24 protein-coding genes and 2 pseudogenes are annotated in these 26,075 nt (G+C 67.5%); 17 read left to right on the forward strand and 9 right to left on the reverse strand.

The features are described from left to right. Positions 1 to 367 precede the first annotated feature (367 nt). Both J7360_RS08625 and J7360_RS08630 read right to left on the reverse strand, forming a co-directional pair. A complete protein-coding gene (locus J7360_RS08625) occupies positions 368 to 1,297 on the reverse strand; it encodes an SMP-30/gluconolactonase/LRE family protein (RefSeq protein ID WP_022558134.1) in 930 nt (309 codons plus the stop codon). After that, positions 1,297 to 1,815, reverse strand: coding sequence for a hypothetical protein (locus tag J7360_RS08630; protein WP_007972561.1), 519 nt, complete (start codon positions 1,813 to 1,815; stop codon positions 1,297 to 1,299). Before J7360_RS08630 ends, J7360_RS08625 begins: the two co-directional genes overlap by 1 nt. Positions 1,816 to 1,977: 162 nt before the next feature. Here J7360_RS08630 and glnE point away from each other — a divergent pair, with 162 nt between their 5' ends. Then, positions 1,978 to 4,803, forward strand: coding sequence for a bifunctional [glutamate--ammonia ligase]-adenylyl-L-tyrosine phosphorylase/[glutamate--ammonia-ligase] adenylyltransferase (gene glnE, locus J7360_RS08635; protein ID WP_209033667.1), 2,826 nt, complete (start codon positions 1,978 to 1,980; stop codon positions 4,801 to 4,803). Positions 4,804 to 4,905: 102 nt separating this feature from the next. Here the strand turns inward: glnE and J7360_RS08640 are convergent, their stop codons facing one another. After that, a complete protein-coding gene (locus J7360_RS08640) occupies positions 4,906 to 5,457 on the reverse strand; it encodes a VUT family protein (RefSeq protein WP_209033669.1) in 552 nt (183 codons plus the stop codon). An 863-nt stretch (positions 5,458 to 6,320) separates the two neighbouring features. Here J7360_RS08640 and J7360_RS08645 point away from each other — a divergent pair. Beyond that, positions 6,321 to 8,195, forward strand: coding sequence for a S53 family peptidase (locus J7360_RS08645; protein ID WP_057660381.1), 1,875 nt, complete (start codon positions 6,321 to 6,323; stop codon positions 8,193 to 8,195). A gap of 108 nt (positions 8,196 to 8,303) precedes the next feature. Here the strand turns inward: J7360_RS08645 and J7360_RS21360 are convergent, their stop codons facing one another. From J7360_RS21360 to J7360_RS08660, 3 genes and pseudogenes are all read right to left on the reverse strand, one after another. Continuing rightward, positions 8,304 to 8,561 (reverse strand): hypothetical protein, encoded by a 258-nt coding sequence (locus J7360_RS21360; RefSeq protein ID WP_244242562.1) that lies wholly within the window; start codon positions 8,559 to 8,561, stop codon positions 8,304 to 8,306. A gap of 248 nt (positions 8,562 to 8,809) precedes the next feature. Beyond that, positions 8,810 to 9,534: pseudogene (locus J7360_RS08655) on the reverse strand (DUF2145 domain-containing protein). Between the two features lie 43 nt (positions 9,535 to 9,577). After that, the gene (locus J7360_RS08660) at positions 9,578 to 10,525 is read right to left on the reverse strand and encodes an ELM1/GtrOC1 family putative glycosyltransferase (protein ID WP_057660387.1); all 948 of its coding nucleotides are present in this window, start codon (positions 10,523 to 10,525) and stop codon (positions 9,578 to 9,580) included. A 133-nt stretch (positions 10,526 to 10,658) separates the two neighbouring features. Between J7360_RS08660 and J7360_RS08665 the strand changes: the two genes are divergently transcribed. From J7360_RS08665 to J7360_RS08675, 4 genes and pseudogenes are all read left to right on the forward strand, one after another. Beyond that, entirely contained in the window at positions 10,659 to 11,249 is a 591-nt protein-coding gene (locus J7360_RS08665; RefSeq protein WP_003483243.1) for a malonic semialdehyde reductase, read from the forward strand. 231 nt (positions 11,250 to 11,480) lie between these two features. After that, entirely contained in the window at positions 11,481 to 12,224 is a 744-nt protein-coding gene (locus J7360_RS08670) for a YceI family protein (RefSeq protein ID WP_007972283.1), read from the forward strand. Between the two features lie 128 nt (positions 12,225 to 12,352). After that, positions 12,353 to 12,573: pseudogene (locus tag J7360_RS21640) on the forward strand (hypothetical protein). 182 nt (positions 12,574 to 12,755) lie between these two features. Beyond that, the gene (locus J7360_RS08675) at positions 12,756 to 14,027 is read left to right on the forward strand and encodes a histidine-type phosphatase (protein ID WP_057660389.1); all 1,272 of its coding nucleotides are present in this window, start codon (positions 12,756 to 12,758) and stop codon (positions 14,025 to 14,027) included. 82 nt (positions 14,028 to 14,109) lie between these two features. On the opposite strand, the gene J7360_RS08680 is transcribed toward J7360_RS08675, so the two are convergent. After that, positions 14,110 to 14,904 (reverse strand): siderophore-interacting protein, encoded by a 795-nt coding sequence (locus J7360_RS08680; RefSeq protein WP_057660393.1) that lies wholly within the window; start codon positions 14,902 to 14,904, stop codon positions 14,110 to 14,112. A 312-nt stretch (positions 14,905 to 15,216) separates the two neighbouring features. Beyond that, a complete protein-coding gene (locus J7360_RS08685; RefSeq protein WP_209033671.1) occupies positions 15,217 to 15,753 on the reverse strand; it encodes a PadR family transcriptional regulator in 537 nt (178 codons plus the stop codon). A gap of 187 nt (positions 15,754 to 15,940) precedes the next feature. On the opposite strand from J7360_RS08685, the gene mdcA reads away from it, so the two are divergent. The 10 genes from mdcA to J7360_RS08735 all read left to right on the forward strand — a co-directional run bounded on the left by mdcA (position 15,941) and on the right by J7360_RS08735 (position 24,546). Then, a complete protein-coding gene (gene mdcA / locus J7360_RS08690) occupies positions 15,941 to 17,587 on the forward strand; it encodes a malonate decarboxylase subunit alpha (protein ID WP_057663440.1) in 1,647 nt (548 codons plus the stop codon). Positions 17,588 to 17,596: 9 nt separating this feature from the next. Beyond that, positions 17,597 to 17,914 carry a malonate decarboxylase acyl carrier protein gene (gene mdcC, locus J7360_RS08695; RefSeq protein WP_005914105.1) on the forward strand — a complete coding sequence of 106 codons (318 nt, stop codon included), beginning with the start codon at positions 17,597 to 17,599 and terminating at the stop codon, positions 17,912 to 17,914. A 136-nt stretch (positions 17,915 to 18,050) separates the two neighbouring features. Beyond that, complete coding sequence (locus tag J7360_RS08700) at positions 18,051 to 18,953, forward strand: biotin-independent malonate decarboxylase subunit beta (protein ID WP_176214960.1); 903 nt, start codon at positions 18,051 to 18,053, stop codon at positions 18,951 to 18,953. After that, positions 18,944 to 19,648, forward strand: coding sequence for a biotin-independent malonate decarboxylase subunit gamma (mdcE, locus tag J7360_RS08705; protein WP_057663433.1), 705 nt, complete (start codon positions 18,944 to 18,946; stop codon positions 19,646 to 19,648). The genes J7360_RS08700 and mdcE overlap by 10 nt, the downstream gene beginning before the upstream one ends. 2 nt (positions 19,649 to 19,650) lie before the next feature. Continuing rightward, positions 19,651 to 20,292 carry a malonate decarboxylase holo-[acyl-carrier-protein] synthase gene (gene mdcG, locus J7360_RS08710; protein ID WP_057663430.1) on the forward strand — a complete coding sequence of 214 codons (642 nt, stop codon included), beginning with the start codon at positions 19,651 to 19,653 and terminating at the stop codon, positions 20,290 to 20,292. Next, positions 20,289 to 21,158 (forward strand): triphosphoribosyl-dephospho-CoA synthase MdcB, encoded by an 870-nt coding sequence (mdcB, locus tag J7360_RS08715; RefSeq protein WP_057663427.1) that lies wholly within the window; start codon positions 20,289 to 20,291, stop codon positions 21,156 to 21,158. Before mdcG ends, mdcB begins: the two co-directional genes overlap by 4 nt. Then, a complete protein-coding gene (locus J7360_RS08720; protein ID WP_139792601.1) occupies positions 21,155 to 21,388 on the forward strand; it encodes a hypothetical protein in 234 nt (77 codons plus the stop codon). The genes mdcB and J7360_RS08720 overlap by 4 nt, the downstream gene beginning before the upstream one ends. Continuing rightward, a complete protein-coding gene (gene mdcH, locus J7360_RS08725) occupies positions 21,385 to 22,305 on the forward strand; it encodes a malonate decarboxylase subunit epsilon (protein WP_057663424.1) in 921 nt (306 codons plus the stop codon). Before J7360_RS08720 ends, mdcH begins: the two co-directional genes overlap by 4 nt. Before the next feature lie 87 nt (positions 22,306 to 22,392). After that, a complete protein-coding gene (locus tag J7360_RS08730) occupies positions 22,393 to 23,748 on the forward strand; it encodes an SLC13 family permease (protein ID WP_057663422.1) in 1,356 nt (451 codons plus the stop codon). Positions 23,749 to 23,826: 78 nt separating this feature from the next. Further along, positions 23,827 to 24,546, forward strand: a complete 720-nt coding sequence (locus J7360_RS08735) for a GntR family transcriptional regulator (RefSeq protein WP_008576608.1) — start codon at positions 23,827 to 23,829, stop codon at positions 24,544 to 24,546. Between the two features lie 149 nt (positions 24,547 to 24,695). Here J7360_RS08735 and J7360_RS08740 read toward each other — a convergent pair whose 3' ends face one another. Then, positions 24,696 to 25,319: an HAD hydrolase-like protein gene (locus J7360_RS08740; protein ID WP_007962444.1), complete on the reverse strand. Its 624-nt coding sequence runs from the start codon at positions 25,317 to 25,319 to the stop codon at positions 24,696 to 24,698. A gap of 556 nt (positions 25,320 to 25,875) precedes the next feature. On the opposite strand from J7360_RS08740, the gene J7360_RS08745 reads away from it, so the two are divergent. Further along, a partial coding sequence (locus J7360_RS08745; RefSeq protein ID WP_059001059.1) for a transposase occupies positions 25,876 to 26,075 on the forward strand: 200 nt, incomplete at its 3' end.

Consider the following 26,075-nt stretch of genomic DNA (forward strand, 5'->3'; position numbering starts at 1 on the left):
GCACCAGTTCTGTACTGCCTGGTGTTGTTTTGCAGTGCAGCGTGCAAGTCCGATTCGGGGCGCGCACTATGATCCTGCATCCCGACGTGGGGGAGGGAGCAAAGCCCGCTGGCAGTTCGCTGCAAGCGGGCTTTTTTATGCCTGGCGATTTGCCGGGTCAAGCGCCAACCCCGCGCAAGATCCGCCGCAGACGAAGCGCGTGCCATAGGCGGTAGCCGCCGCGCGCATCGCGGCGAGCGCACTCGCATGGCTTGGAGCCGCCCCAACCCCGGCAAGCGATCATGCTGCTGGAGGTGTACGCGTGCTCGGAACTATTCGTACGAGCGACCCATGCCGTACCGATCACCGGCCGCGTCCGCCTGGCCTGTCATGCCGTTCCTATCTGCAACTCCAGCAGCCACAGCGTGCTGCCGCCGGTGATGAACAACCGCCGTTGCTCCAGGTCGAAGGTGCAGTTGGACGCCGTCTGCGGGGTCGGCACCAGACCGAGCCGGTGGCCGTCGTTGTCGAAGATGCACACGCCCGCGCCGGAACTGCTCCATAGCCAGCCCTGGCGATCCACGCAAAAGCCATCCGGCAGGCCGTCCGGCACCACCGCGAAGCGGCGCCGGTTGTGCAATGCGCCATCGCGCCAGTCGAAGGCGGTGATCTCCGGCGTGGTCGGGCCACCTTCGGGCGTCTGCGACACGTACAGCACACGTTCGTCGGGGGAGAACGCCAGCCCGTTGGGGTGATCCAGGCTGGCCATGCACTGCAGGGCGCTGCCATCGGGCGGCAGCCGGTAGACGCCATGATGGTCCAGTTCCTGCGGACCCGGGCAGCCCTGGCTGGGCTTGAGCAGCCCGAACGGCGGGTCGGTGAACCAGATCGCGCCGTCGTGCGCCACGATCAGATCGTTCGGCGAATTGAGCCGTTTGCCCTCGAACCGCCCGACCAGCAGATGCGCCCGGCCATCCACATCGCTACGGGTGATCGCGCGGCGCCCGTGTTCGCAGTGCACCAGTCGCTGCTGCGCATCCACCGCATTGCCATTGGTGAAGGCGGTGGCATCCAGCAGCACGTCCACCGCGCCGTCTTCGCGCCAACCGAGCACGCGGCGGCCGACCACATCGCTCCACACCAGCGTGCGCTGTGCCTCCCACCAGGCCGGGCCCTCGCTCCAGGTGGCCTGGTCGTAGAGGGTCTGCAGGCGCGCGTTGCCCAGCCGCGCTGCCAGCGCGGCGTGGTGCGTGGTGGGTGGCGGGCACTCTGCCGGCTGGGCGGCGCCGGGCGCGCGAAGGCGGCAGTGGCGGTCCATCAACGCGGCGCCGGATGGCCGAACGGATGCGCGGTGGCCGCTCCTGGCGATTGCGCAAACTGCACCATCATCTGCAGGCAGGGCGTATCGCCCAACTGGCCGGAGCGGTGGCCACGCCGATCGGAGGTGCCCTGATCCTGGCCGAAGTGGATATCGCCCGGACCCATCTCCACGCGGGTGCCGTCGCCGGTTTCGATAAACCAGCGGCCACGCAACGGAATCACCCATTGCGGGTGCGGGCTCTCATGCCAATCGCCGACCCAGCCCACCGGCAGCACCGCGAACTGGATGCCCAGCACCTCGCCCGGAAACGGCCGTAACCACTGCGGTGCCGCACCGCCACCCACGCTCTTGCTGCCGAAGCCGGGCAACTGCGAGAGGTTGAGGCGGCTGTTGCCATCCGGCCCGGTCCACAGATGCAGAAAGGGCAGGCTGGGCGGTAGTGCAGGATCGTTGCCATCGGTTTCCAGCGGGATCTGCGAGGGCAGCAGGTGGGCAGGCAAGGTGGTGGGCGACATGGCGGGACCTCGTGCGAAAGCCGCAGTGCAGCATGGGTTTCGTCAGGGCTGCGTAAGCGAGATGTTCAAAGCGGCGAAATGCTGCACGCCCTGTTGCAGTCGCAGTGCGGGCTGTCGCGCATGCGTGCACTCCCTGCGCGGTAGGGATGCCAAAATCCGGTCATGCCAATGCCGACCGCTTCCATGTCTCCTGCGCTCACCGCCCTGATCGAGCGGGCCGTGGCGCGTGTCCGTCAATCGTTGCCTGTCGAGCAGGCGTGGCCGGGCGGCGCGTTCGATCGGCAGCTTGCGCAGGTGGCACTGGCCAGCGAGTTCGCGCTCGATACGTTGGCGCGGCAACCGGCGTTGCTGCAGCACCTGGCACAACCGGATCCGCCGCCGCTGCCACTGCCACAGCTCGATCCGGCGCAGCCGCAGCTGTGGCCTGCACAATTGCGACGCTATCGCAGCGCCGAGTCCACGCGCCTGGTGTGGCGCGATGTGCTCGGTCTGGACAGCGTCGAGGCCACCCTGGCCGGCGCAACCCAGCTGGCCGAGCACTGCCTGCAATGCGGCCTGCACGCGCTGGAGCAGCAGTTCCACACCCGCCACGGCCAGGTCGTTGCTGCAGACGGCAGCGAGCAACGCCTGGTGGTGTTCGGGCTGGGCAAGCTGGGCGGTGGCGAGCTGAATTTTTCCTCGGACGTGGATCTGGTCTACGCCTATCCGCAGGGCGGCCAATCCGATGGCGCGCGTCCATTGGCGGCAGAAGAGTATTTCGCACGGTTGGGCCAGCAGCTGGCCAGGTTGCTGGACGAAACCACGGCCGACGGCTTCAGCCATCGCGTGGATCTGCGCCTGCGTCCGTTCGGCACCGCCGGACGCGTGGCGTTGTCGTTCGCCGGCATGGACCAGTATTTCCAGCGCGAAGGTCGCGATTGGGAGCGCTACGCCTGGCTCAAGGCGCGCGCGGTGGCTGGCGATATCGACGCCGGCGAAGCCTGGCTGGAAACGCTGCGCCCCTTCGTCTACCGGCGGTATCTGGACTTCACCGCACTGGATGGCTTGCGCGAAATGAAAGCAGCCATCACCGCCGAAGTGGCGCGGCACGATCGTCTGGACGACATCAAGCGTGGGCCCGGCGGAATTCGCGAAATCGAGTTTCTGGCGCAATCGCTGCAGCTGATTCGCGGCGGACGCGAGCCGAGCCTGCGCGAACGCCGGCTGCTGCCCGCGCTGCAGGCGCTGGTGGCGGCAGGCCAGATCGACCAGGAAAACGGCCAGGCGCTGTCGACGGCGTATCGTTTTCTACGCCGGCTGGAAAATCGCCTGCAGATGTTGCGCGATGCGCAGACCCACGCATTGCCGCAGGCGCCGCTGGATCGCGAGCGCATTGCGCTGGGCCTGGGTTACGCGCACTGGTCGGCCCTGCTGGACGCGCTGGCGCCGCAGCGCGCGCGGGTTGCGGCGGAATTTGCCGAGCTGCTGGCCCCGCGCGTGCGCGCCACCGCACCGGACGCGCTTGCCGATTACTGGCGCGCGCTGCCGGACGGCGATGCTGCGCCGTTGGCGGGGATTGGCTTGAACGATCCCGGTGGCGCGCATCAGGCGCTGGCCGATTTCGCGCAGTCTTCCGGCGTGCGCGTGCTGTCCGATAGTGCGCGTGCGCGGCTGGATCGGGTGATGCCGGCACTGCTGCACGCAGCCACCCGCGCCAGCCAGCCCGACGCGGCAGTGCGTCGCATGCTCGGCCTGCTGCAGGCCACCTTGCGCCGCACCAGCTATCTGGCCTTGCTCGATGAGCAACCCAGCGCGCTTGCCCGCCTGGTCGATGTGCTCTCGCGCAGTGCGTTGCTGGCCGAGCGGCTGGCGGCGTATCCCTTGCTGCTGGACGAATTGCTCGACACCCGCATCAGCGGCCCGCTGCCGGTTCGCGCAGCGCTGCACGCGGCCTGCGCCGGTACCTTGCACATCGATGACACCGAAGCGGCGCTGCGCGAGCTCAACGAGCGTCGGCTTGCACTGAGCTTCCGCATTGCGCTGGCCACGCTGGATGGCCGCCAGCAGGCGGTGGAGAGCACCCGGCAACTGGCCTGGCTTGCCGAAGCGGTCGTGCAGACCGTGCTGCACCTGGCGCGCAGCGACATGCTGGCCGCGCACGGACACGTGCCCGGCGGCAGCTTTGCCATCGTCGGTTACGGCAGTCTGGGCGGGCTGGAGCTGGGGTTCGGATCGGATCTGGATCTGGTGTTTCTGTACGATCATCCGCCCGAGGTGGACGCCTCCGATGGCAAGCGCCCACTGGACGCCGGGCGCTGGTTTGCGCGGCTTGCGCAGAAGGTGATGGCATTGCTGGCTGCCGAGACCGGCGCCGGCCGGCTGTACGACATCGATGTGCGACTGCGCCCGGATGGCGGCAAGGGCGCACTGGTGTCCTCGCTGGCCAGTTACCGCGAATACCAGCGCGACCGCGCCTGGACCTGGGAGCATCAGGCCCTGGTGCGTGCACGCGCGGTGGCCGGCGACGCGGCGCTTTGCGACGCGTTTGCCCACGTGCGTCGCGATACGCTGATGCGGGTGCGCGACACCGCGCAATTGCACGAGGACGTGCGCAAGATGCGTGCACGCATGCGCGCCGAACTGGATCGCAGCGATGCCGGCCGGCTGGATCTCAAGCAAGGCGCTGGCGGCCTGGTGGATCTGGAATTCGTGCTGCAGGCCGGCGTGCTCGGCCTGGCAGCGCTGCAGCCGCAGCTGCTGGATGCCTGCGACACGCCCGCGTTGATCGACGCACTGGCGCGCACGCACTGGCTCCCGGACGAGAGCGCCGCATCGCTGCATCAGGCGCATGCAACGCTGGTCGATGCCGGCCTGAGCTGCACGCTGGACCGCCGCCCACGCCTGATCGCGCCCACGCCGGCCATCCAGCAGGCGCGCGGCATCATCTTCAACGCAGCACGTGGGCAGGGCCTGACGTTTCCGCTGGGCAAGGATGAAACAGCGCTGTAAGTGCACGGGTGAGTACGCCGCTTTCGATGCAGCTGCAGCAAACGGCAGCAACGGTGCCTTGCTGTCCTGGCGGAGGCAACGCACCCATGAGCGTCTTGCGTTCTACCGACGCGGCGCACTCCGCCACAGCAGGGCGCGAAACGGGCCGAGCAGGAACACGCCCATGCCCAGTTTTACCGCCAGATCGCCTGCGGCCCAGCTGACCCACGGCAGGCTCGCGCCGGCAAACGCAATGCTCCAGAAGATCGTGGTATCCAGGGTGGCGCTGCAGGTGGTGGCCACGATCGGCGCGCGCCACCAGCTGCCGTCGCGCAGGCGGTCGAACACGCTGATGTCCAGCAATTGCGCCGCGATGAAGGCGCTGCACGAGGCCACCGCAATGCGTGGCGTCGCCAGCCAGATCCACAGCAGCACCGCCAGCGCGAACCCGCACCAGGCAACGTGGCGCGCGGCGCGCGGGCCGAAGCGGCGGTTGATCAGGTTGCTGACCAGGAACGCCAGCGGGTAGGAGAACGCGCCCCAGGTCAGCCAGTCGTTGATCGGGTATTGCACCAGGATGTTGGACAGCAGGACCACCGCGCCCATTGCCAGCACCGCCCAGATCAATGCACGGGCGGTGAGCGGGGCGACTACAGGTGGCGAGGCAAGACGCATGGCGACACGGTGTTGAGTGGGCGCGCAATTATCTCTTCGACGGCAGGGATGGACCAGCGCAGCGATGCGCTCGCCGGCCACGGCGCCGGTGCGCGATGACCGTATTGCGCAGGCGCCTGCCGCCGGACCGTGCCTGTATCGCCGGCGGCGACCGATTGGGCCCGTGCGCACATCGCGGCCGCAATCCAACGGCGTGTGCGCTGGCGTTCGTGGCGGCGCATACGCGCGGCGGCATCGTCGGCATGCGATGTGCAGAACGGGGGGCACGCCTGCGCCACGACGTCGGGTCGTCATCGGTGAGGTGTGCACAGGACGCCTCACCGGCGACACCGGCAGCACATGGTGATCGCAAAGCGGGCGGCAGGCCTCGACGTCGGAAATGCTGGCGTGAGCGTGCGCATGTGCGCGCAGTGGGCGCTTGCAGGCGCTCGCGACAACGGCGCCCACGTTGGGACATCCACGCGCGGCGAGCTGGCATGCAGCGGCACCTGCTGGCGCACCTCGCTGGTGGCGACACAATCTCGCCCGCCGGCATTTCAGCCGTAGACATCGCACGTATCGTCCCGGCTCCCGACCCCGTCGTCTGATTGATGGCAGCCCTTGCAAGCCCCGCGACCTGCCGATGCCGATGGCGATAGCTGCCGAATGCGCAGTGTCGCGCTGGTGCGCTGGCAGCGCTCGGCCTTGCCGTGGTCCGTGGCAGCGGCCAGCTGTGTGGATTTCAGCCAGCGCGGCCATCGCTCGCAGCCGGTACCTGCTTCCTGTTTCCGTGTCGACATGGTCGCGCCGTTGGTCGCGAGCGGTCGTGCATGCCCCTGCGATGCCATTCGGCCTCGCTCACTGCTGTGCCCCCGGAGAGATCCATGCTTACTCGCATCCGCTGTCGGCCGCTGCTGGCTGCCGTGTTGTCCGCTTCGCTGTTCGCCTTCGGCAGCGCCAACGCTGCCACAACCGTCCCAGATGCCCGGATTGACGCGATGACGGCGAGCTTGCGCGCTGCGCCCGTGTCCTTCGACGTGCATCTGCCATCACGCGACCAGGTGGCGCTGGATGCGCTGCTGGCCGACATCCAGGACCCGCTGTCGCCGCAGTACCACAAGTGGCTGTCGGCGTCCGAATTCCAGCGGCGGTTTGGCCCGGCGCCTGCGCAGCTCGCGCAGGTGCGCGCTGCCTTGCAGGCCGCACACATGACCGTGGTGCAGCAAGGGCCAACCCTGCATGTCAGCGCGAATGCAGACAGCGTGGAGCGGCTGTTTGCCGCGCCGTTGGTCGCTGATCTGAAGGCCGGCCAGCAGGTGCGCCTGGCGGCTGCCGCTCCGCTGCAGCTGCCGGCCGCGCTGCGTGCCAACGGTGTCGCCGTCACCGGACTGAGCCACGGGATGCCGACGGCACGCATGGACTCGCGCATGCTGGCCGGCGAGCCCGGCAACCGCTCCGGCGATGGCACCACCAGCTATTGGTACAACGATCTCAAGCAGGCCTACGGCTATCCTTCCTACCAGACGATGATTGGCGCGCCAGGCAAGCAACAGCGGCTCGACGGTAGCGGCAGCACGATCGCCGTCTTGATCGGCAGCGACGTGCTGGATACGGACATCGCCGCGATGTTCGACCACGAGCGCTTCAGCCGGTATGCCGGCAACCATGCCAATCCGACACTGTATGCACGCCGCTATGTGGCCGGTGCCAAGCCCGGGGTGCAGGACGGCAAGCGCGCTGCGGTGCGCGAGGCAACACTCGATGTGGACATGGCGCTTGGCGGCGCACCGGGCGCGCACGTGCTGCTGTACGTGATCCCCGATCTCTCCATCGATTCCCTCCTGGCCGGCTACCGACAGATCGTGCAGGACAATGAGGCCGACGTGGTCAGCTCCTCGTTCGGGTTCTGCGAACAGGTCTTCACCGCGGCCTACAACGGGAATGACGCCACCTCCATCCTTGGCCTGTTCGATTCGGTCTTCAAGCAAGGCAACGCGCAGGGCATCAGCTTCGTCGCCTCCAGCGGCGACAACGCCGGCCTGGATTGCCCGGACACGCAATACCTGGTGGACGGCAAGAACGGCCGCTACGTCCCCAGCGTGCACTGGCCCGCCGCCGATGCGTATGTGACCGCGGTCGGTGGTGGCAACCTGCTCACTTCCTACAAGAAGGGCAGCCTGGATTCGAGCTACCTCAGCGAAAGCGCGTTTGCCGACCCGTTGCAGGCCGAGGACCCATATGGCGTCGGCGCGCTGCTCAGCGGCGGCTACTGGGGTGCCGGTGGCGGCGTCAGCGCGCTGTTCCAGCGTCCGGCATACCAGCTGCGCGCGCTGGGCGGCACGCGCACCTCGATGCGCGCATTGCCCGATGTTGGCATGCTGGTCGGTGGTTGCCCTGGGATCGCCGTGCATCCCTGTCAGCAGGGCACCAGCTCGGTGTCCATTTACGTGGCCGGTGCCATCACCAAGGTGATCGGCACCAGCGTGGCGGCGCCGGAGTTCGCCAGCGTGGCCGCGTTGCTGGTGCAGAAGCAGGGCCGGCAGGGCAATCTCAACGATTACCTGTATCGCCTGGCTGCCAACGGACCGGAGGCCTACCACCGCGGCATCCCCGGCAATAACGGGGTCGTCAGCAACGACGTGCCGATCGCCGGCAAGTACAACTACACCACCGGCTTGGGAACCCCGGTCGTGCGGCTGATGATCGGCGCGCTGGACGCGGCGCCCGCAGGCATTCCGCGTTCCCCCAGCAATCCGTAAACCAAGCGTGGTTGGAGGCATCGGCGTCGCGGCAACGCCGCCGATGCAACGACGATCACGCTGTGGTCGATCAGACGTGGTCTCGGCCTGCGGCGCAGGGCGTGCATGTCACCAAATGTGGCTGCTGCTGTAGGCGGCAGCCGCTTCTGTCGGTACGAACGCCAACGCCCGGCCTTGTTCCGCATGCACGGTCCAGCCGCTGCCGACCGGGCTGGGTTGGAACGTCACCATGTCGCCGACGTGGAAGCCTGCGGCGGGGTCGTCCTGGCGTGCCTGCCATTGCAGCACTGCGGTGTTCTCGGCTTGTTGCGGGTCCTGCAGGCGCACCTGACGCGCACCCGCGGGCAGGGTGTCGACGGCTTGCACGCGCATTGGCGGCAGCTTGCCTGCGTGCGCCTTACGACGTGACGCGGCCATTTCACTCGATGCAGTGAGTGGTCCGGCAACGACGGAGGCAAACACACCGGACGCGATCAGCACTGGCATGGCTAGGGACAGCGCCGAATAGAACTCGGATCTTTCGCCGGGTGTGGTCGCTTCACCGGCGTGTGCGCAAGGCAACGTCAAGGCGGCGAACAGGCACGCGCTGGCAGCGAGAAAAGTACGGGCGTGCATCATGGCGTTTCTCCAGGAGTAGGGGCGGCGCGTGCAATCGACAGTTCCTTGTCGACCGCGTCGCGCTGATGCAGAAAGTCGAACACCGATTCGACCGTGATTACCGAATAGTTGCCCGACACACGTTCGCCCACAGGGTGATCGGTGACCGCCGCATTGGCGGCGACAAAGCGCGCGCCGATGCGCTGGCTCAAATCCAGATGCAGGATGCTTGGGTGGTAACGCGCGGTGCGCAGCCATGCCTGTGCATCGCGGCGGTTGGCAATGGCGACTGCCGGTTGCGCGTCGGCCGCCAGCGCGACGGCCAGCACTTCCAGCCCCCATTGGTTGGAGTTTTGATAGTCGGTGGAAAACGGATACGCCACGATGCTGTAGCGCGTCTCATGCAGGCGGTGGGCGAGATCGCCGCTGCCAGTCAATAGCGCGTACAGACGTTGCTGCAGTGCCCGGGTGGGAACGCCCACGCGCAGGTCAGGCCATAGCGGCTCAGGTCCTGGCCGCCGCGCGCCAGCAGCACCACCTTGGCGTCGGGCAACGCATCCAGTGCCTGCGCGGTGGAGGTGGCCAGGTCGAACATCGCAGCGGTGGCTTGCGGTGATGGGTAGCGCGGTACGCAACGCGGTGCTGCTGCGGTGGCCGCCAGCGGTAACGCGGCAAGTAGCAGCAGCGCGATCGCCCGGCGCTGAGTGTGCCGCATCCATCGCGCGTTGATTGTCCCTGTCATGCGAAGCGTCCTTGGTCTCAGTGGCCCGCTGACGGGCCTTGGGTCATGCCAGCAGGCGCGCGCGCACCTGCATGGCGATGCGCTCGGTTTCGCGCACTGCCACGATATCGACAGCGCCGGCGAGAACTTCATCTACCGGGTGCAAACGCTGGCGTTGTCGCAATGCCTGCAGGTAGGTGCCCACGCGCCCGCGTGCCTGGTCGCCGAACGCGGCGGTCACCGCCACACGGGTGGCGCAGGCTTCGGAGAGCAGGTTGACCGAATCGGCGCTGGCCACGATGGCATCGGCCCAGCCGAGCAGGCCGGCATACGGGTTGGGCCCATCGCGTTCGTCGCACCACAGCAGATGCGGCAGGCCGACGCAGGCCGCGCGCAGCGTTGCGATTGCATCGTCCGGTGTGCGGCGCGAGGTGGTGATCAGCAGGCTGCCGCCCAGCGCGCGCAGTTGGGCGCTCAAGCGCGTGCACAGCGCCGCTAGCGCCTGTGGCGTCCACGGCACCTGGTCGGTGGTCCCACCGACCAGCAGGGCCAGCCGCGGGCCGGGCAAGCCGCCTAGTGCGGGAAAGGCCGCCCGCCCGGCCGCCAGCCACGCATCGTCCACCGGGTGCAGGCTGCCGAGCAGGGTGAGTACGTTGCTGCCGCGCAGTGCATCGTGCTCGGGCACGACCAGCAGGTCCCAGTGCCGCGGATCCAGCCGCGGATCCAGGATCTGCACGCTGCGGCTGCCGTGGGCACGCAGCAACCGGGTGGCCAGCGCCGCCTGCCTGCCGCAGCCGATGGCCAGCGCCGGGGGCTGCGTCAGTTGCCCGGCAAATGGCGCGCCAAACGCCCGCCGTGCGCCGGGTAGCCGCCGCGGCGCCGCCCAACGCCACGGCGCGTTGGGCTGCAGGTGCAGGGGCTGGTAGGCATCGGGCTGCAATGCACGCGCCAGCGCCTCGGCCTGGCGCGCATTGCCGGCACGGCCGTCGCTCAGTGCCCAGGTCAGCCCCATCGTTTCAGATCCGACATAGATTTGTTTCAGATTGAACGCGTGTGGCGGCAATCGCGCCACTCTACACTGCGGGTCTTCACACTGGCGCCGACGCCGCAACCTACCGTCGCACCACCCTTCCTCTGGAGTGCTCATGTCCGACTCGCTCAACGCCGCCGCACTGGATCAGCTGTTCCGCACCGCCCGCACGCAAAATGCGTTTGCCGACACGCCGGTCAGCCACGAGGTACTGCGTGAGCTGTATGAGCTGGTGAAGTGGGGGCCCACCGCGGCCAATAGCTGTCCGGCGCGCTTTGTGTTCGTGACCAGCGCCGAAGGCAAGGCCAAGCTCAAGCCGGCGCTGTCGGAGGGCAATGCCGCCAAGACGCTGGCCGCACCGGTGACGGTGATCGTGGCGCACGACGAAGACTTCCACGAGAAGCTGCCGTACCTGTTCCCGCATGCCGACGCCAAGAGCTGGTTCGACGGCCCGCGCGAGGGCCGCACCGAATCGGCGTTCCGCAATGGCTCGCTGCAGGGCGCTTACCTGATCCTGGCTGCGCGTGCGCTGGGACTGGATGCCGGCCCGATGTCCGGCTTCGACAACGCCAAGGTGGATGCGGCGTTCTTTGCCGGCACGCCGATCAAGTCCAACTTCCTGGTCAATCTCGGCTATGGCGATCCGGCCGGGCTGTTCCCGCGTTCGCCGCGCCTGAGCTTCGACGAAGCGGCGCGTTTCGAGTAGGCGGTGCATGCGTTCCGGCTGCGGCACAGCGCCGTGGACGGCGCGCATCGGCCCCGCACACTGCGTGTGCCTGCCACGTTCAAGCGACGCAGTTGGCCGTTCGCCGGCCGACCGCTTGATCTGGCTCGCCGGGTCGACGTACATGGTGTCTTGCGTTTCCTGCAGTCCTCGTCCGTCTGCATCTGTCCCACCCGCGTTGATCCGACGCGTCTCTCATCCCATGGAGTTCCAATGAAGACCACCCACAAGCTGTTGCTGCCGCTCGCCCTGACCCTGGCCATTGCCGCCTGCTCCAAGCCGGCCGAGAACACTGCCGCTCCGGCTGCCGAAACCCCGGCGGCGGCCACCACCCCGGCCGACGCCGCTGCTGCGCCGGCACCTGCACCGGCGGCTGCCGCCTCGACCGCCCCGGCCGTGGAAGTGGCATCGGGCACCTACACCCTGGACCCGTCGCATACCGACGTGCTGGCGCAGTGGAGCCACTTCGGCTTCTCCAACCCGAGCGCGCACTTCGGCAATGTCGACGGCACCCTGGTGTACGACGCGGCCGACGTGACCAAGTCCACCGTGCAGGTCACCCTGCCGCTGTCCGGCTTGAACAGCTTCACCGCCAAGTTCGACGAACACCTGAAGAGCGGTGACTTCTTCGACGCGGCCAAGTTCCCGACCGCCACCTTCAAGAGCACCAAGGTGGAAGCTGCCGGCACCAACAAGTTGACCGTCACGGGCGACCTGACCATCAAGGGTCAGACCAAGCCGGTCGTGCTGGACGTCACCCTCAACGGTGCCGGCGAGCACCCGATGAAGAAGGTGCCGGCCGCCGGTTTCGACGCCACCACCACCATCAAGCGCAGCGATTTCGGCCTGGGCCAGTACGCCCCGAACGTCAGCGACGAAGTGAAGATCCGTATCACCACCGAAGCCCTGCAGGCCAAGGCCGGCGATGCTGCGGCAAAGGATGCCGCAGCCAAGTAAGCGGTCTGGCTGCTGTCCAGGCAAGGGCCCGCTTCGGCGGGCCTTTGTCGTTGAGGGGGATGACCACATGCGACTCCGTCGGGTGTGGCGAGGTCATGCTGGGGTCGCCAGCGTGTCGGGCGCGTGTCTTGGCAAACGCCGCCGCTCACCGCATAGCCGGCAGCGTGGACCACGCTGACCGTGGCATGGGCAAACAGGTGGCCTGATGCCGCGTCGCCGTCTCGCAGATCGCGCCATCGCCATCGCCGCGAATCAACGGCCGGGCGCACCGCGCGGCAACGCATTTGGCGGCTGTCATCCACACGTCATCCGGGCCACGCAGGCTGGGCGCATTTTTCTGGACCGGTGATGCTTGTCGTGCGCTTGGGTAGATTGTTGCTGCTGTTCCTGCAGGGGCAGCCATTGCGCCACCGCGATGTCCGGACGCGCGGCACGCACCGCCGGCGCGCGTTCCACCCATGCACCGCGGTATGTCGGTCAGCCTGGACGCGGGGTAGTGCTCGCGTTGTCGGCGGGGTTCTGAGGCACGCCATGCGCAATCGCTCTCTTGCCAGGACGATGCGGCACGCACTGCTCGGTCTGGCGCTCTGTCTGCCGATGGCAAAACCGGTCTCCGCAAAACAGACCGCCGCAGCAACCGCGCACCTGCGCCTGACCATCGTGCTGGTGCGGCATGGCATCCGTGCGCCGACCCAGCCCGGTAGCGCGCTGGATCGCGACAGCGCGCTGCCATGGCCGCACTGGCCGGTGGGAGCGGGCCAGCTGACGCCGCATGGACGGGCGGGCATGCAGGCGCTGGGCGCACGTTATCGCGCGTTATTCGCGCCGTCGCTCGGACTAGCGGCCAGCGGCTGCGCGGGCACCGAACAGATCGTCACCATCGCCGACAGCACCGCCCGCAACCACGCCAGCGCGCAGGCGCTGCTGCAGGGCATGGCGCCGGGCTGCGCAGTGCACTATCAGGCCCTGCCGGAGGGCGAGCGCAACGCCTTGTTCGAGGGCGGCAAGGCGCCCGCACCGCCGGTGCGGCTGGAGGCTGAGACGCGCGCGCAGCTGGCGCACTTGCAGGCGGTGTTGAGTGGCTGCCAGCACGGGCGCTGCGCCGCGCCGCCGCCTGCCCGGCTGCTCTACGAGCCGGCTACGCGCGACGGCTCGCCGGCCGCGGCCAGCACCCTGAAGCTGGCCGGTGGACTGGCCGAGAACCTGATGCTGGAAGACGTCGAAGGCTTCGATGCGGCGCAGCTGGGCTGGGGCCAGGTGGATCGCGCCGCGGTGGCGCAATTGATTGCCCTGCACAACACCTCGTTCGCACAGAGCAAGCGTCCGTTACCGGTTGCCACGGCGGCGGCATCCAACCTGCTCGCGCATCTGCTGGCCACCGTGCAGGCCGCGGTCGGGCAAACGCCGTCGGTGGCGGCACTGGCGCCGTCCTCCACGCGGTTGCTGGTGCTGGTTGGCCACGACACCAATCTGGCCACGCTTGGTGGGCTGCTCGGCGTGCAGTGGCATCGCAGCGATCGCCCCGACGACTATCCGCCCGGCGGCGCGCTGGTGCTGGACCTGCTCGAACGCGACGGCGCGCCCTTGCTACGCGTGCGGACCCTGATGCCAGGCCTGTCGGCGTTGCGCAGCGGGCGCCTGGATGACGAGGCGCTGGCCTCGTCCACGCTGGTCTTGCCCGGCTGCCATGGTCAGGCCTTGTGTCCGTTGCCGGTTGCATTGGCCTGGCTGCGCACGCGCATCGATCCGGCCCGGGTGCAAGTGGCGCTGCCGGCCATGCAGTCCTGGCCGGTGCCGCCGTAGCGCATGTCATGCACGGCATGTGCGGGCGAAGCGGCGCAGTGATGCGTTGAGAGCCGACGCGCGCTGCGTGCACGCAGGGTACTCACTCCTCGCCGTGCTCGCCGCGCGCCTTCCAATAGCCTTTCGCCCGCACCCACTCCTTGTCCACACCCAGGTGGTCTTCGAGGAATTTGCGCATGGCGCGCGCGCGCATCGATTCGGCGCCGATCCAGTAGAACGTATCGCCATCCTCTGGCTCATAGTCGCGCAGGCTGTCTTCCAGCAGGGTGCTGCTGGCGGCATCGAAGCCATTGCGCTCCAGCCAGTTCACCCGCACCTCGGCTGCGCTGAGCAGTTCCTGCCGCTCGGCGGCATCGGCGATCTCGATGAACACCTGCGCGTGCACGTCGGCGGGCATCGCTTCGAGCCAGCGGCCGATCGCCGGCAGCGCGGTTTCGTCGCCGATCAGCACGTAGTGGTCGTAGTCATCGGCAACCAGGAACGAGCCGCGAGGGCCGCCGAGCTTCAGTGGGTCGCCCGGCTGTGCGTGCGCGGCCCAACTGGACGCCACGCCGTCACCGTGCAACACGAAGTCGATGCTCAACTCGCCGCTCTGCGGATCGAAATAGCGTGGCGTGTAGTCGCGTGCTGGCGAAGGCAGCGCGCCTTCTTCGTAGCGCGGGCCGTCCGGGGTCATGGTCGGCAGGACGAAGGCGCCGTCGGCATTGGGAAAGAACAGTTTGATGTGATCGTCCGGCGCATCACTTTGAAAGCCGGCCAGGCCGCTGCCGCCGAACACGATACGGCGCATGTGCGGGGTGATCGCTTCGCAACGCCGCACCTGCACGGAGCGCAGGCGTGGGTCGCGACGGAGTTGGGTATTGGTGTGTGCAGCCATGGGGTGCGATTCCTGGAGTGCCGCATGGATGCGCGGCGGTGCGGGAGAAGATGGAGCGTTATGAAATCAATGCGTGATCGGTCACTGGCGTGGCAAGTGGCGACCTGCCCTGGTGGTGCGATGTCATCCAGCGCAGTGGGCTTGCCGTCTCTCTGCGGAAGAAGTGCCCGCCAGGGGCAGGTGACGGGCGTGCGAATCCGCGTGCAGGTGCATCGCCTTACCTGTACTCGGGGTGGTGCTGTCGTTCTATCGACCTGCGCGGCTCGCAGATCGCTGTCGGGCCGGTCCCAGGCGTCATCGCGATACACCGGCTCAGTTGTCGTCGCGCTCCATGCCGTCGGCGGCGGCGTTGAGTAATGCAGCAATCCGCGCGGTCTCTGTCTCGCTCCATTGCCCATGGCGCGCGAACAAGCCGTGTTTGATGCGATGAATCGCATCGCGAATCGGGGCCGGCGTTTGCGACTTGATCAGCTCACGCGCGCGCCGATGGGTGCGGGCCAGTGCGGCATCGAGCGCATCGCGTTGCCGTGCAACGTAGTCGCTGCCAGCGGCAGTGACCTGATACCGCTTGCGGCCGGCATCCAGATCGGTGTGCACCCAGCCGGCGGCTTCCAGCTGCGCCAGTGCCGGATAAATCGCACCGGCGCTAGGCGTGTACAACCCTTTGAAGAGCGCGGCGATCTGCCGCATCAGCTCATAGCCATGGCGCGGACGCTCGGCGATGAGCGCCAGCAGCAGCAGGCGCAGATCGCCGTGTTCCAGCGGGCGGGCGCGCGCGCCGGCACCGCGGGCGCGGGCAGGCGCTGCATCGAGATCGACCGTTGGGCTGACGGAAGGGCGCTGTTTCATTCGATATATCGAAGCATGGAGAAACGATATATCGAAATTTGCCGATACACAAGCGCTCGGGCCTCAGGCGGCTGACCGCCTGTCCGGCGCCGAAACCGGATGCTGCAACGCGGCTAGACACGCGTGCCGCACATAATTACGATGTAATTACTTTGACATTACGGGCTCGTCCCGGCGAGGCACAGGCATGAGTCGACAGTGGGACACCCGGGCCGACAGCCGGCGTCGGCGCTTGCAGCGGGCCGCCGCGCTGGCGCCGCAGGGGCGTGTTGTGGCTGCCGACGATGTCGTGGCGTTGCTGGAAGCGGTGATCGAGCCGGGCGACCGCGTGTGCCTGGAAGGCAACAACCAGAAGCAGGCCGATTTCCTGGCGCGTTGCCTCACCGAGGTGGATCCGGCGCGCGTGCATGACCTGCACATGGTGCAATCGGTGCTGTCGCTTGCCGCGCATCTGGATGTATTCGAGCGCGGCATCGCCAAGCGCCTGGACTTTTCGTTCTCCGGCCCGCAGGCCGCGCGCCTGGCCGGGCTGGTGAGTGAAGGTCGCATCGAAATCGGTGCCATCCACACCTACCTGGAATTGTTCGGCCGCTACTTCATCGACCTGACCCCGCGCATCGCACTGGTCACCGCGCAGGCCGCCGATCGCCACGGCAATCTCTACACCGGCCCCAATACCGAAGACACGCCGGTGATCGTGGAAGCCACCGCGTTCAAGGGCGGCATCGTGATCGCGCAGGTCAACGAAATCCTCGACACCTTGCCGCGCGTGGATATTCCCGCCGATTGGGTGGATTTCGTGACCCAGGCGCCCAAGCCCAATTACATCGAACCGTTGTTCACCCGCGACCCGGCGCAGATCTCCGAGATCCAGGTGTTGATGGCGATGATGGCCATCAAGGGCATCTATGCCGAATATGGCGTGGACCGGCTCAATCACGGCATCGGCTTCGATACCGCCGCGATCGAGCTGTTGCTGCCCACCTACGCGCAATCGCTGGGGCTGAAGGGCAAGATCTGCAGGCATTGGGCGCTCAATCCGCATCCGGCGCTGATCCCGGCCATCGAATCGGGCTTCGTGCAGTCGGTGCATTCGTTCGGTTCCGAACTGGGCATGGAGACGTACATCGCCGCACGCCCGGGCATCTTCTTTACCGGCGCCGACGGCAGCATGCGCTCCAACCGCGCACTGTCGCAGACCGCCGGTTTGTATGCCTGCGACATGTTCATCGGCTCCACCCTGCAGATCGATCTGCAGGGCAACAGCTCCACCGCCACACGCGACCGCATCGCCGGTTTCGGCGGCGCGCCCAACATGGGCTCGGATGCGCGCGGCCGCCGGCATGCCAGCGACGCCTGGCTCAAGGCCGGGCGCGAAGCCGCAAGACCCGGCGAAATGCCACGCGGGCGCAAGCTGGTGGTGCAGATGGTGGAGACCTTCCGCGAACACATGGCGCCGGCATTCGTCGACACACTCGACGCCTGGGAACTGGCCGAACGCGCCAACATGCCGCTGCCGCCGGTGATGATCTACGGCGACGATGTCAGCCACGTGCTCACCGAAGAAGGCATCGCCAACCTGCTGTTGTGCCGCACGCCGGAAGAGCGCGAACAGGCGATCCGCGGTGTGTCGGGCTATACCGCGGTGGGCCTGGGGCGCGACAGGCGCATGGTCGAAAACCTGCGCGACCGCGGCGTTATCAAGCGGCCGGACGATCTGGGCATCCGCCCGCGCGATGCCACGCGCGATTTGCTTGCAGCGCGCACGGTGAAGGACCTGGTGCGTTGGTCCGGCGGCTTGTACGACCCGCCGAAACGTTTTCGCAATTGGTAAGGGCATAGCATGGAAACCCTGCGATATCGCTTTGATGGCCAGCGTGGCGCACGCGCCGGGCTGGAACACGCGCTGGTCGGCGTCGTGGCGTCCGGCAATCTGGAAGTGCTGGTCGAGCGCGTGCCGCTCGAGGGCGCGATGGAAATCGATATCCTCACCGCCGCACGCGGCTTTGGCGCGATCTGGCAGGCAGTGCTGGACGACTTCGCCGCACGTCACCCACTGCGCGATGTGCGCATCAGCATCAACGATGTCGGCGCCACGCCGGCGGTGGTGAGTTTGCGCCTGGAACAAGCGCTGGATGTGCTGCAGGGAGCCGACGCATGAGCCGCCAGCCAGCACACCCCAACCATCCCGTAGGAGCGCACCCGGGCGCGAGGGGCGTTGCCGGTAATACCCAGGTCGCGCCCAGGTGCGCTCCTACGCATGCCGTCGGGAGCCACCCATGAGCACCACCGTTCCCATGGCCCAGCGCAGCTACTACGAAGCCGATGCCCGCGAACGTATCGATGGTCTGCTGGATGCCGGCAGCCTTCGCGAATTTGTTGGCCCGCGGCGCCGCCTGATCAGCCCGCATCTGGCACAACTGGAGACACCCGGCGCGTTCGATGACGGCATCGTGGTGGGCGAAGGCAGCTTGCGTGGCCGCAATGTCTTGATCGCTGCGCAGCAAGGCGCCTTCATGGGCGGCGGCGTGGGCGAAGTGCATGGCGCCAAACTCACCGGCCTGCTGGAACGCGCCGCAACCACGCAGCCGGCCGCGGTGCTGTTGCTGCTGGACACCGGCGGCGTGCGTCTGCATGAGGCCAATGCCGGGCTGATCGCCATCTCCGAAATCATGCGTGCCACCTTGAGCGCGCGTGCCGCCGGTGTGCCGGTGCTGGCCTTGATCGGCAGCGGCAACGGTGCGTTCGGTGGCATGGGCATCGTGGCGCGCTGCTGCAGCGCGGTGATCATGTCCGAAGAAGGCCGCTTGTCGTTGTCCGGCCCGGACGTGATCGAAACCGTGCGTGGAGTGGAAGAGTTCGACGCGCGCGACCGTGCCCTGGTGTGGCGCGTGACCGGCGGCAAACACCGCTACCTGCTAGGCGAAGCGCAAACGCTGGTGGCCGATCGTATCGATGCCTTCGCCGATGCAGCGCTGGCCACGCTCGATGCACTCACCGAAGCGACGGGTGAAGCCGAATTGCAGGCGCTGGAGCATGCGCAGCAGCAGTTGGCAGCGCGCATCGATGCGTACGGCGATTGCCGCGACGGACTGGAGATCTGGAAGCGCCAGGGCATTGTCGATGCGCAGCGCCTGCCGTTGCTCGATACCGAGGCCTTTCTTGCCGCAACCGCAGACCGGAGCCTTCCATGGAACTGAGCCGCTTGCTCGATCAGCTGTTTCCGCTCGGTCACGCCATCGCGCGCAACGACGATGTGCTGACCGGCAGCGCAACCACCGCCGCCGGCGACGTCACCGTGATCGGTACCGCCAACAAGCTCGAAGTCGGCGTCGATCACGCCTTGGCCCTGGCTGCCACTGTCCTGGCAAGTACCCGCGCACACCCGCAGCGCCCGATCGTGATGCTGGCCGACACTGCCGGGCAGCGGCTGGCACGGCGCGATGAATTACTCGGCATCAACGGCTACTTCGCACATCTGGCACGTGCGCTGGAGTTGGCACGCAGGCGCGGCGCGCGGCTGATCACGCTGGTCTACGGCGAATCGGTCAGCGGTGGATTCCTGTCGTTCGGCTTGATGGCCGACCATATCCATGCGTTGCCCGATGCGCAGATCCGGGTTATGGATCTGCGCGCGATGGCGCGCGTGACCAAGCAATCGGTCGACACCTTGCAGGCGTTGAGCAAGAGCTCGCCGGTGTTCGCCCCAGGCGTGGAAAATTACGTGCGCATGGGCGCGGTGGAATCGCTGTGGGAGGGCGATCTGGCGCAGGCGCTGCTCGACGCACTGGCCGTCCCGGCCGACGGCGACCAGCGCCGTGCGCGCGGCGCGCAACGCGGCGGGCGCACGCTGGCGCGCGATGTCGCCAGCGCCGTGGCTGCGGGCGAGGCCTGAGCATGGCCGGCCGCCACGCCCTGGTGTGGTTGCGCGAAGATGCGCAGTGGCAGGCCGTCACGCCTGGCGCGCAGCCACGGCTGCAGCGGTGGTTCGCGGCCGGCCTGCCAGCGGTGGTGGCGCGTGGCGATGGCAGTCAGGCACCGGGCACCCTGCGGCTGGGTGTGCCGTTGCCGCCCAGCGAGGGCAAGCAGCGCCTGGCGTTACAAGCGCACGTTGCCGATGTCGCGCGCTGTTCCGTGCCACTGGCACTGGATGCAGTGCTGACACACGCGCCCGGTGCGCTGCAGCCGGCATTGCAGGGCTTGCTCACGCACGCCCGCGCGCACGCATTGCAGCCGCGCGTCTTCGGCAGCTTCGCGTTGCAGACCTTGACCGGCCTGACGTACGTGCACGCGCAATCGGATCTGGATCTGTTGTGGTCCATCGAAACTCCACAGCAGGCGCATGTGGTGATCGCGCTGTTGCAACGCTGGGAGCAGCGTCATGGTCTGCGTGCCGATGGCGAACTGCTGCTGCCCGGCGACAACGCGGTGAACTGGCGCGAGTACGCCGGCAACGCGCAACAGGTGTTGGTGAAATCCAACCAGGACTGCCGGCTGTTGCCGCGTGCTGCGCTGTTTCCGGTCCGGAGTGCGGCATGAGCGCGCAGCTGCAGCAACACTGGGTTGCCAGTGCGCTTGCGCCGCCGCGCCATGCTGCCTACCAGCTCGGCCGGCTGGCGGTTGGCGCCCTGCATGCAGAGCTGGCCTGTGCGCCCAAGCCGGGCTTGGTAACGCCGTTCGACAGCGGCAGCCACACCGACATGGATGCAGCCACGTTCGTGCGTAGCCTGTTCGCCTTGCGTGGCTATTTTGTCGCCATTGCCCAGGCCGGCATCGACCACGCGCCATTCGAACGGCTCCGCGAGCTGGGCATCGCGGTCGAGTCCGCGATGTTGCGCGCGACCTGTGGCGTCAATACCCATCGCGGCGCAATTTTCAGCCTGGGCCTGCTCACTGCGCAGGCTGCACGCCTGCGCAGTGAGCAGGGGCGGCGCCCCACGGCAGAACAGGTCTGCGATGGCGTACGCGCCTGGCGCGATGCATTGCGGGCTGCACCGTTGAACCCGCACAGCCATGGCCAGCGCGTGCGTGCGCAATACCGCATCAGTGGCGTGCGCGAACAAGCTGCGACAGGGTATCCACTGCTGCGTGAGATCGCACTGCCTGCGCTGCGGACCGCGCTTGCGGGTGGCGTCACGCGTGAAGCGGCGCTGGTGCAGACCCTGATGCAGCTCATCGCCCAGGTGGACGATCTCAATCTATTGCATCGTGGCGGGCCGGAAGGCCTGACATTCGCCAAGGCGCAGGCGGCAGCCTTCCTTGCCGACGGCGGCATTGCCCAATCGCAGTGGCGCGCGCGGTTGCATGCGATCGGGCAGCGCTTCGTCGCCCGTCGCCTGAGCCCCGGCGGCAGCGCGGATCTGCTGGCCTGTGCATGGTTCCTGCATCGGCAGGAGCTGGCATGAGCCGCGCTTGCGCCCTGGCTGCAGAACAAGTGTTGCCTGCTCAGATGCATGGCCGCGACATGTTGATCGCAGCCACGACGGCTGTTGACCTGTCTGCCGTCGCAACAAACCGCGCACGTTGTCCCTCGGTCAATCTCCGCGTCCAGGTTTGCCGGCACATCGCGCGCAATACTGAATACGGCAGCGTGCGCGCACGACAATCCTGCAAACTCGGTCAGGCCACTGCATGAGCCTGGCCGTGCTCTGCCCGGGCCAAGGCGGGCAACTCGCCGAGATGTTCGCGCGTGTTGCAGACGCACCTGCGGCGGCCGCCGTCTTCGCCAGCGCACAGCGCGTGCTTGGCGTCGCACCACAAACACTGGCCGCAGATCCGGGCCGCTACGCCAACGCCATCGCACAACCACTGGTCTGCGCCGGCACGCTGGCGCATTGGCAGGCACTGTGTGCGCAACTTCCCACGCCGCTGCTGGTGCTCGGTTATAGCGTTGGCGAGCTTGCCGCACATGCGGTGGCCGGCAGCATGTCCACCGACACCTGCCTGCAGCTGGCAGCGACGCGCGCCCGGCTGATGGATGCGGCCAGCCCGCAGCAGGCGGGGCTGATGGCGGTGATCGGTGTGCCCTTGCGCGCCCTGGAAACGCTGTGCCAGGCGCACGGCGCAGCGCTCGCGATCATCAACGGCGACGATCACGCCGTGCTCGGCGGCCCGCACGTTGCGTTGCGGGCGCTTGGCGAGGCGGCCAGCGCACAAGGTGCGCGCGTCACCTTGCTGCCGGTGAGCGTGCCGGCGCACACGCCGTGGTTGAGCGCGGCCGCCGAAGGCTTTGCCATCGAGCTGGAAAGCGCAGACCTTCTCGCCCCCAAGCTGCGCGTCTTGGCAGGCATCGATGCACGTGCGGTCGGCACGCACGCCCTGGTGGTCGACACGTTGTCCAGGCAGATCGCGCAGACCGTGCGCTGGTACGACGTGCTGGTGCAAGCCGCCGAACGCGGCGCACGCGTGTTTCTCGAACTCGGTCCTGGCAGCGCATTGGCGCGGATGGCGCGCGAGTTACTGCCGGCGTGCGAAGCGCGCTCGGTGGACGAATTCCACAGCACCCACGGTGTTGTCGAATGGGTCGCGGCTGCGTGCGAGCGCGCGGCATGACGATCAGGCAGGTGCTGCACACGGTGTGACCCCAGGGTGGCGGGCGGCCATCCGTGCTGTACGCGTATCAGGTGTCTGGGAGGGCGCATGACCCCGCAAATTGCAACGATTCTTGGCTTGGTGATCATGTTCATCGTCGCCACTGCATTGCCCATCAACATGGGGGCGGTGGCGTTCGCGCTGGCCTTCATCATTGGCGGCGTGTGGGTGGGGCTGGAGGGCAAGGAAGTGCTGGCCGGCTTTCCTGGCGACCTGTTCCTGACCCTGGTCGGCATTACCTATCTGTTCGCCATCGCGCAGAAGAACGGCACCATCGATTTGCTGGTGCATTGGGCGGTGCGTGCGGTGCGGGGGCGCATCGTCGCCATCCCGTGGGTGATGTTCGTCATTACCGGGCTGCTGACCGCCTTCGGTGCGCTGGGGCCGGCAGCGGTGGTCATCATCGGGCCGGTGGCGCTGCGCTTTGCCAAGCAGTACCGCATCAATCCGTTGATGATGGGGTTGCTGGTGATCCACGGTGCGCAGGGCGGCGGTTTTTCGCCGATCAGCGTGTATGGCGGCATCACCAACAAGGTGGTCGAAAAAGCCGGGCTGGACGTCAGCGAGATGGCGGTGTTCCTCACTAGCCTGGGCTTTAACCTGATGATGGCGATCATCTGCTTCTGCGCCTTCGGTGGACTGAAGTTGATGCGTCGGCAGGAGCTGTCGCTGGCCGATGCGCAGTACGTTGCGGTTGCCGGCGACCAGGCGTCGCACCGCGGCTTTGCGATCGAAGGGCACGGTGCACTGGTGGCGCCGGGCGGCGGCACCCTGTCCACCGACCCGCTGGCATTGGAGGCGGTATCGATCACCCGCGACCGCGTGATCACCTTGATCGGCCTGCTGGGCCTGGGCGTTGCTGCGTTGATCTACAACCTCAACGTCGGCCTGGTCTCGATCACGGTCGCGGTGGCACTGGCGCTGATTTCGCCCAACGCACAGAAGGGCGCGGTAGATGGCATCAGCTGGTCTACCGTGCTGCTGATCAGTGGCGTGGTGACCTATATCGCCGTGCTGGAAAAGTCCGGTGCGGTGGACTACATCGGTACCGGTGTCTCGCACATCGGCATGCCGCTGCTGGGCGCGCTGCTGGTCTGCTACGTCGGCGGTATCGTCTCGGCATTCGCCTCTTCGGCAGCGGTGCTGGGGGCCACCATTCCGTTGGCGGTGCCATTCCTGATGCAGGGCCAGTTGGGTGCGGCCGGGGTGATCTGCGCGCTGGCAGTGTCCTCCACCATTGTCGATGTCAGCCCGTTTTCCACCAACGGCGCGCTGGTGGTGGCCTCGGCGGCCAAGGAAGAACGCGACGGCCTGTTCCGCCGCTTCCTGATCTACAGCGGCCTGGTGGTGTTGCTGGGGCCGCTGGCAGCGTGGCTGGTCTTCGTGGTGCCGGGCTGGCTGTGATGCGGGCCACACGCCACAGCGCAGCGGGGCGCCCACGTAGAATGGGCGCCCCGCCCCGATGCCGACAGCCTGCCTACCATGACCCTCGCTCCTGATTCGCGCGCCTCCAAAAAGCGCGTGCCGCTGTACGAGGAAGTGGCCGAGCGCCTGCGTCAGAAGATCTACGATTACGCGCTGCCGCCGGGCGAGTGGATCGACGAGCCGGCCCTGGCCGAGGAACTCGGCATCAGCCGCACGCCGCTGCGCGAAAGTCTCAAGCTGCTCGCTGCCGAAGGCCTGGTGCAGCTGGATGCCGGCCGCGGCAGCCGGGTCACCCGGCTGACGCTGGAAGACCTCAACCAGTTGTTCCCGGTGATGGCGATGCTGGAAGGCCGCTGCGCGCACGATGCGGTCAAGCGCATCGACGCGGCCGGCGTGCAGCGCCTGGAAGAGCTGCATGCGGCAATGGAAGCCGCGTCGGCAGCCGGCGATGTGGCCGAGTATTACCGCAACAATTACCTGATCCACGAAACCGTGCAGCAATACGCCGGCAATCCCTGGTTGATCCGGGTGACGCACGATCTGCACCGCATCTTGAAGATGCACCGCGGCCGTCAGTTGCTCACGCCCGGGCGCATGGCGCAATCGCTGGCGGAACATCGCCAGCTGATGGACTGCGTGCGACGCGGCGATGCCGAAGGCGCCGAGCGCACCATGCACGGGCACCTGTTGAGCCAGGGCCAGGCCCTGGCAGCGTATGTCGCGGCCGGCGGCATGTTGAACGTACCGGCGCCGTTGCCGCGGGTCGGTGGGGTGTAGACGTTGGCGCTGTCCGGGCGCATCACCACGCGCCCCGGGATCGCAGCTTCCTTCTCCAATCCGGAGAAGGTGCCCGAAGGGCGGATGACGGGACGTCGACACCCATCACCGGCAATGCCCAGCGATTGCCAATCCCCCATCCCCGCCGCCTATTGTCCGCTCAACGCAAGCAGGTCTTCCACGCGTTCGATCAATTGCGTTCCGGCCAACCCGGCGAACACGTCCGGATGCGCATAGCCCCACGCCACCGCGGCAAACGGCAGGCCCACGACCTGTGCGGCTTCCCAGTCGGCGACCTGGTCGCCCACGTATACCGCTTGCGACGCAGTGTGCCCGGTGGCACGCAGCACACGACGCAAGGCGCGTTGTTTGCCCAGCAGATGCGCGCCGCCTTCGATGACGGCAAATGTGGCGCTCAACTCTGCGCCCAGCGCGCGTTGCACGTTCTCCACGGAGTTGGACGACACCACGGCCAGCCGGGTGCCCCGGGCATGCAGCGTGCTCACAGTGTGGGCAATGCCGGGAAACAACGCCACCGGTGGCGCGGCGCGCATGAGCCGGATGAAGTCGGCCGCCACCCATGGGACGCGCCACGTGCTCAGGCCCGATGCCTTGAGCAATTCGCGCGTGCTTAATCGACGGGCATCGTCGACTTCATGCGCTTGCGCCGCGCGAAAGCCATGCCGTTCGGCCAGCAGCCGCTGCGTGCTGAGAAAGAAACCAAACGAATCGGCAAGCGTGCCGTCGAAATCGAAAATGATCAGTGCGGGCATGACAACGCGCAGGGCAGGGCGTCATAGCCTAAAGCGTGTGATGCACGTTGAGATGAGATGCGTTGGCCGCCAGCGGTGCGGAGCGGGTGCTGCGTGGCGCCCGCTCCGTGCCGCTGGCGGCCAACCCGCCGGGAAGCGTCCTGTGGCGCGCCGATACCCCGCAGCGCGCCTTGCCCAGGCCGCCAGCCTGGGCCGCAGCGCACGCCTTGTCTCGATGCGCCACAGGACGCTTCGCACTCACCTCAACGGACATCACACGCTCTAACCAGGATGGCGCCCGGCACCCACGCACACAGGTCCCCACATGTGCGCGCAGGCGACGTCGGCGGCGACATCGATGTGGCGCGCAGTCGTCGGCACTGAAGGAAAGCCCGCAGCGCCCGCACTGCCTGCATGGCCGATGCCACGTACGCGCCATGCCGCGCTCACCCGGCCGTGAGCGCCGTCGGTAGGACAGCTGCGCTCAGGCTTCGGCGAAGTGCGGCACGGTAATCCCCCCGCCCATTAGCAGACGCCAGAAGTGGAATTTTCTCGTCCCCTTTCTCGAGGAGGTTCCATGAAGAAGTCCCGCTTTACCGACAGCCAGATCATCGCCGTGCTCAAGCAGGCCCAGGCCGGTGCGCCCGTGCCGGAGCTGTGCCGCGAGCACGGCATCAGCTCGGCGACGTTCTACAAGTGGCGCAGCAAGTTCGGCGGCATGGACGTGTCCATGGTCGCGCGCATGAAGGAGCTGGAGGAGGAGAACCGCCGGCTCAA

The sequence above is a fragment of the Xanthomonas sp. D-99 genome, from assembly GCF_017746145.1.
Taxonomy (GTDB): Bacteria; Pseudomonadota; Gammaproteobacteria; order Xanthomonadales; family Xanthomonadaceae; genus Xanthomonas; species Xanthomonas cissicola.

What these genes read in the sequence shown, in the direction of transcription:
- J7360_RS08645 (WP_057660381.1), top strand. Translation starts at nt 6,321, where the DNA reads ATGCTTACTCGCATCCGCTGTCGGCCGCTGCTGGCTGCCGTGTTGTCC.
- J7360_RS08630 (WP_007972561.1), bottom strand. Translation starts at nt 1,815, where the DNA reads ATGTCGCCCACCACCTTGCCTGCCCACCTGCTGCCCTCGCAGATCCCG.
- J7360_RS08740 (WP_007962444.1), bottom strand. Translation starts at nt 25,319, where the DNA reads ATGCCCGCACTGATCATTTTCGATTTCGACGGCACGCTTGCCGATTCG.
- J7360_RS08640 (WP_209033669.1), bottom strand. Translation starts at nt 5,457, where the DNA reads ATGCGTCTTGCCTCGCCACCTGTAGTCGCCCCGCTCACCGCCCGTGCA.
- J7360_RS08735 (WP_008576608.1), top strand. Translation starts at nt 23,827, where the DNA reads ATGACCCTCGCTCCTGATTCGCGCGCCTCCAAAAAGCGCGTGCCGCTG.
- J7360_RS08660 (WP_057660387.1), bottom strand. Translation starts at nt 10,525, where the DNA reads ATGGGGCTGACCTGGGCACTGAGCGACGGCCGTGCCGGCAATGCGCGC.
- J7360_RS08625 (WP_022558134.1), bottom strand. Translation starts at nt 1,297, where the DNA reads ATGGACCGCCACTGCCGCCTTCGCGCGCCCGGCGCCGCCCAGCCGGCA.
- mdcA (WP_057663440.1), top strand. Translation starts at nt 15,941, where the DNA reads ATGAGTCGACAGTGGGACACCCGGGCCGACAGCCGGCGTCGGCGCTTG.
- glnE (WP_209033667.1), top strand. Translation starts at nt 1,978, where the DNA reads ATGCCAATGCCGACCGCTTCCATGTCTCCTGCGCTCACCGCCCTGATC.
- J7360_RS08670 (WP_007972283.1), top strand. Translation starts at nt 11,481, where the DNA reads ATGAAGACCACCCACAAGCTGTTGCTGCCGCTCGCCCTGACCCTGGCC.
- mdcG (WP_057663430.1), top strand. Translation starts at nt 19,651, where the DNA reads ATGGCCGGCCGCCACGCCCTGGTGTGGTTGCGCGAAGATGCGCAGTGG.
- J7360_RS08700 (WP_176214960.1), top strand. Translation starts at nt 18,051, where the DNA reads ATGGCCCAGCGCAGCTACTACGAAGCCGATGCCCGCGAACGTATCGAT.
- mdcC (WP_005914105.1), top strand. Translation starts at nt 17,597, where the DNA reads ATGGAAACCCTGCGATATCGCTTTGATGGCCAGCGTGGCGCACGCGCC.
- J7360_RS08730 (WP_057663422.1), top strand. Translation starts at nt 22,393, where the DNA reads ATGACCCCGCAAATTGCAACGATTCTTGGCTTGGTGATCATGTTCATC.
- J7360_RS08675 (WP_057660389.1), top strand. Translation starts at nt 12,756, where the DNA reads ATGCGCAATCGCTCTCTTGCCAGGACGATGCGGCACGCACTGCTCGGT.
- mdcH (WP_057663424.1), top strand. Translation starts at nt 21,385, where the DNA reads ATGAGCCTGGCCGTGCTCTGCCCGGGCCAAGGCGGGCAACTCGCCGAG.
- J7360_RS08680 (WP_057660393.1), bottom strand. Translation starts at nt 14,904, where the DNA reads ATGGCTGCACACACCAATACCCAACTCCGTCGCGACCCACGCCTGCGC.
- J7360_RS08720 (WP_139792601.1), top strand. Translation starts at nt 21,155, where the DNA reads ATGAGCCGCGCTTGCGCCCTGGCTGCAGAACAAGTGTTGCCTGCTCAG.
- J7360_RS08665 (WP_003483243.1), top strand. Translation starts at nt 10,659, where the DNA reads ATGTCCGACTCGCTCAACGCCGCCGCACTGGATCAGCTGTTCCGCACC.
- J7360_RS08685 (WP_209033671.1), bottom strand. Translation starts at nt 15,753, where the DNA reads ATGAAACAGCGCCCTTCCGTCAGCCCAACGGTCGATCTCGATGCAGCG.
- mdcB (WP_057663427.1), top strand. Translation starts at nt 20,289, where the DNA reads ATGAGCGCGCAGCTGCAGCAACACTGGGTTGCCAGTGCGCTTGCGCCG.
- mdcE (WP_057663433.1), top strand. Translation starts at nt 18,944, where the DNA reads ATGGAACTGAGCCGCTTGCTCGATCAGCTGTTTCCGCTCGGTCACGCC.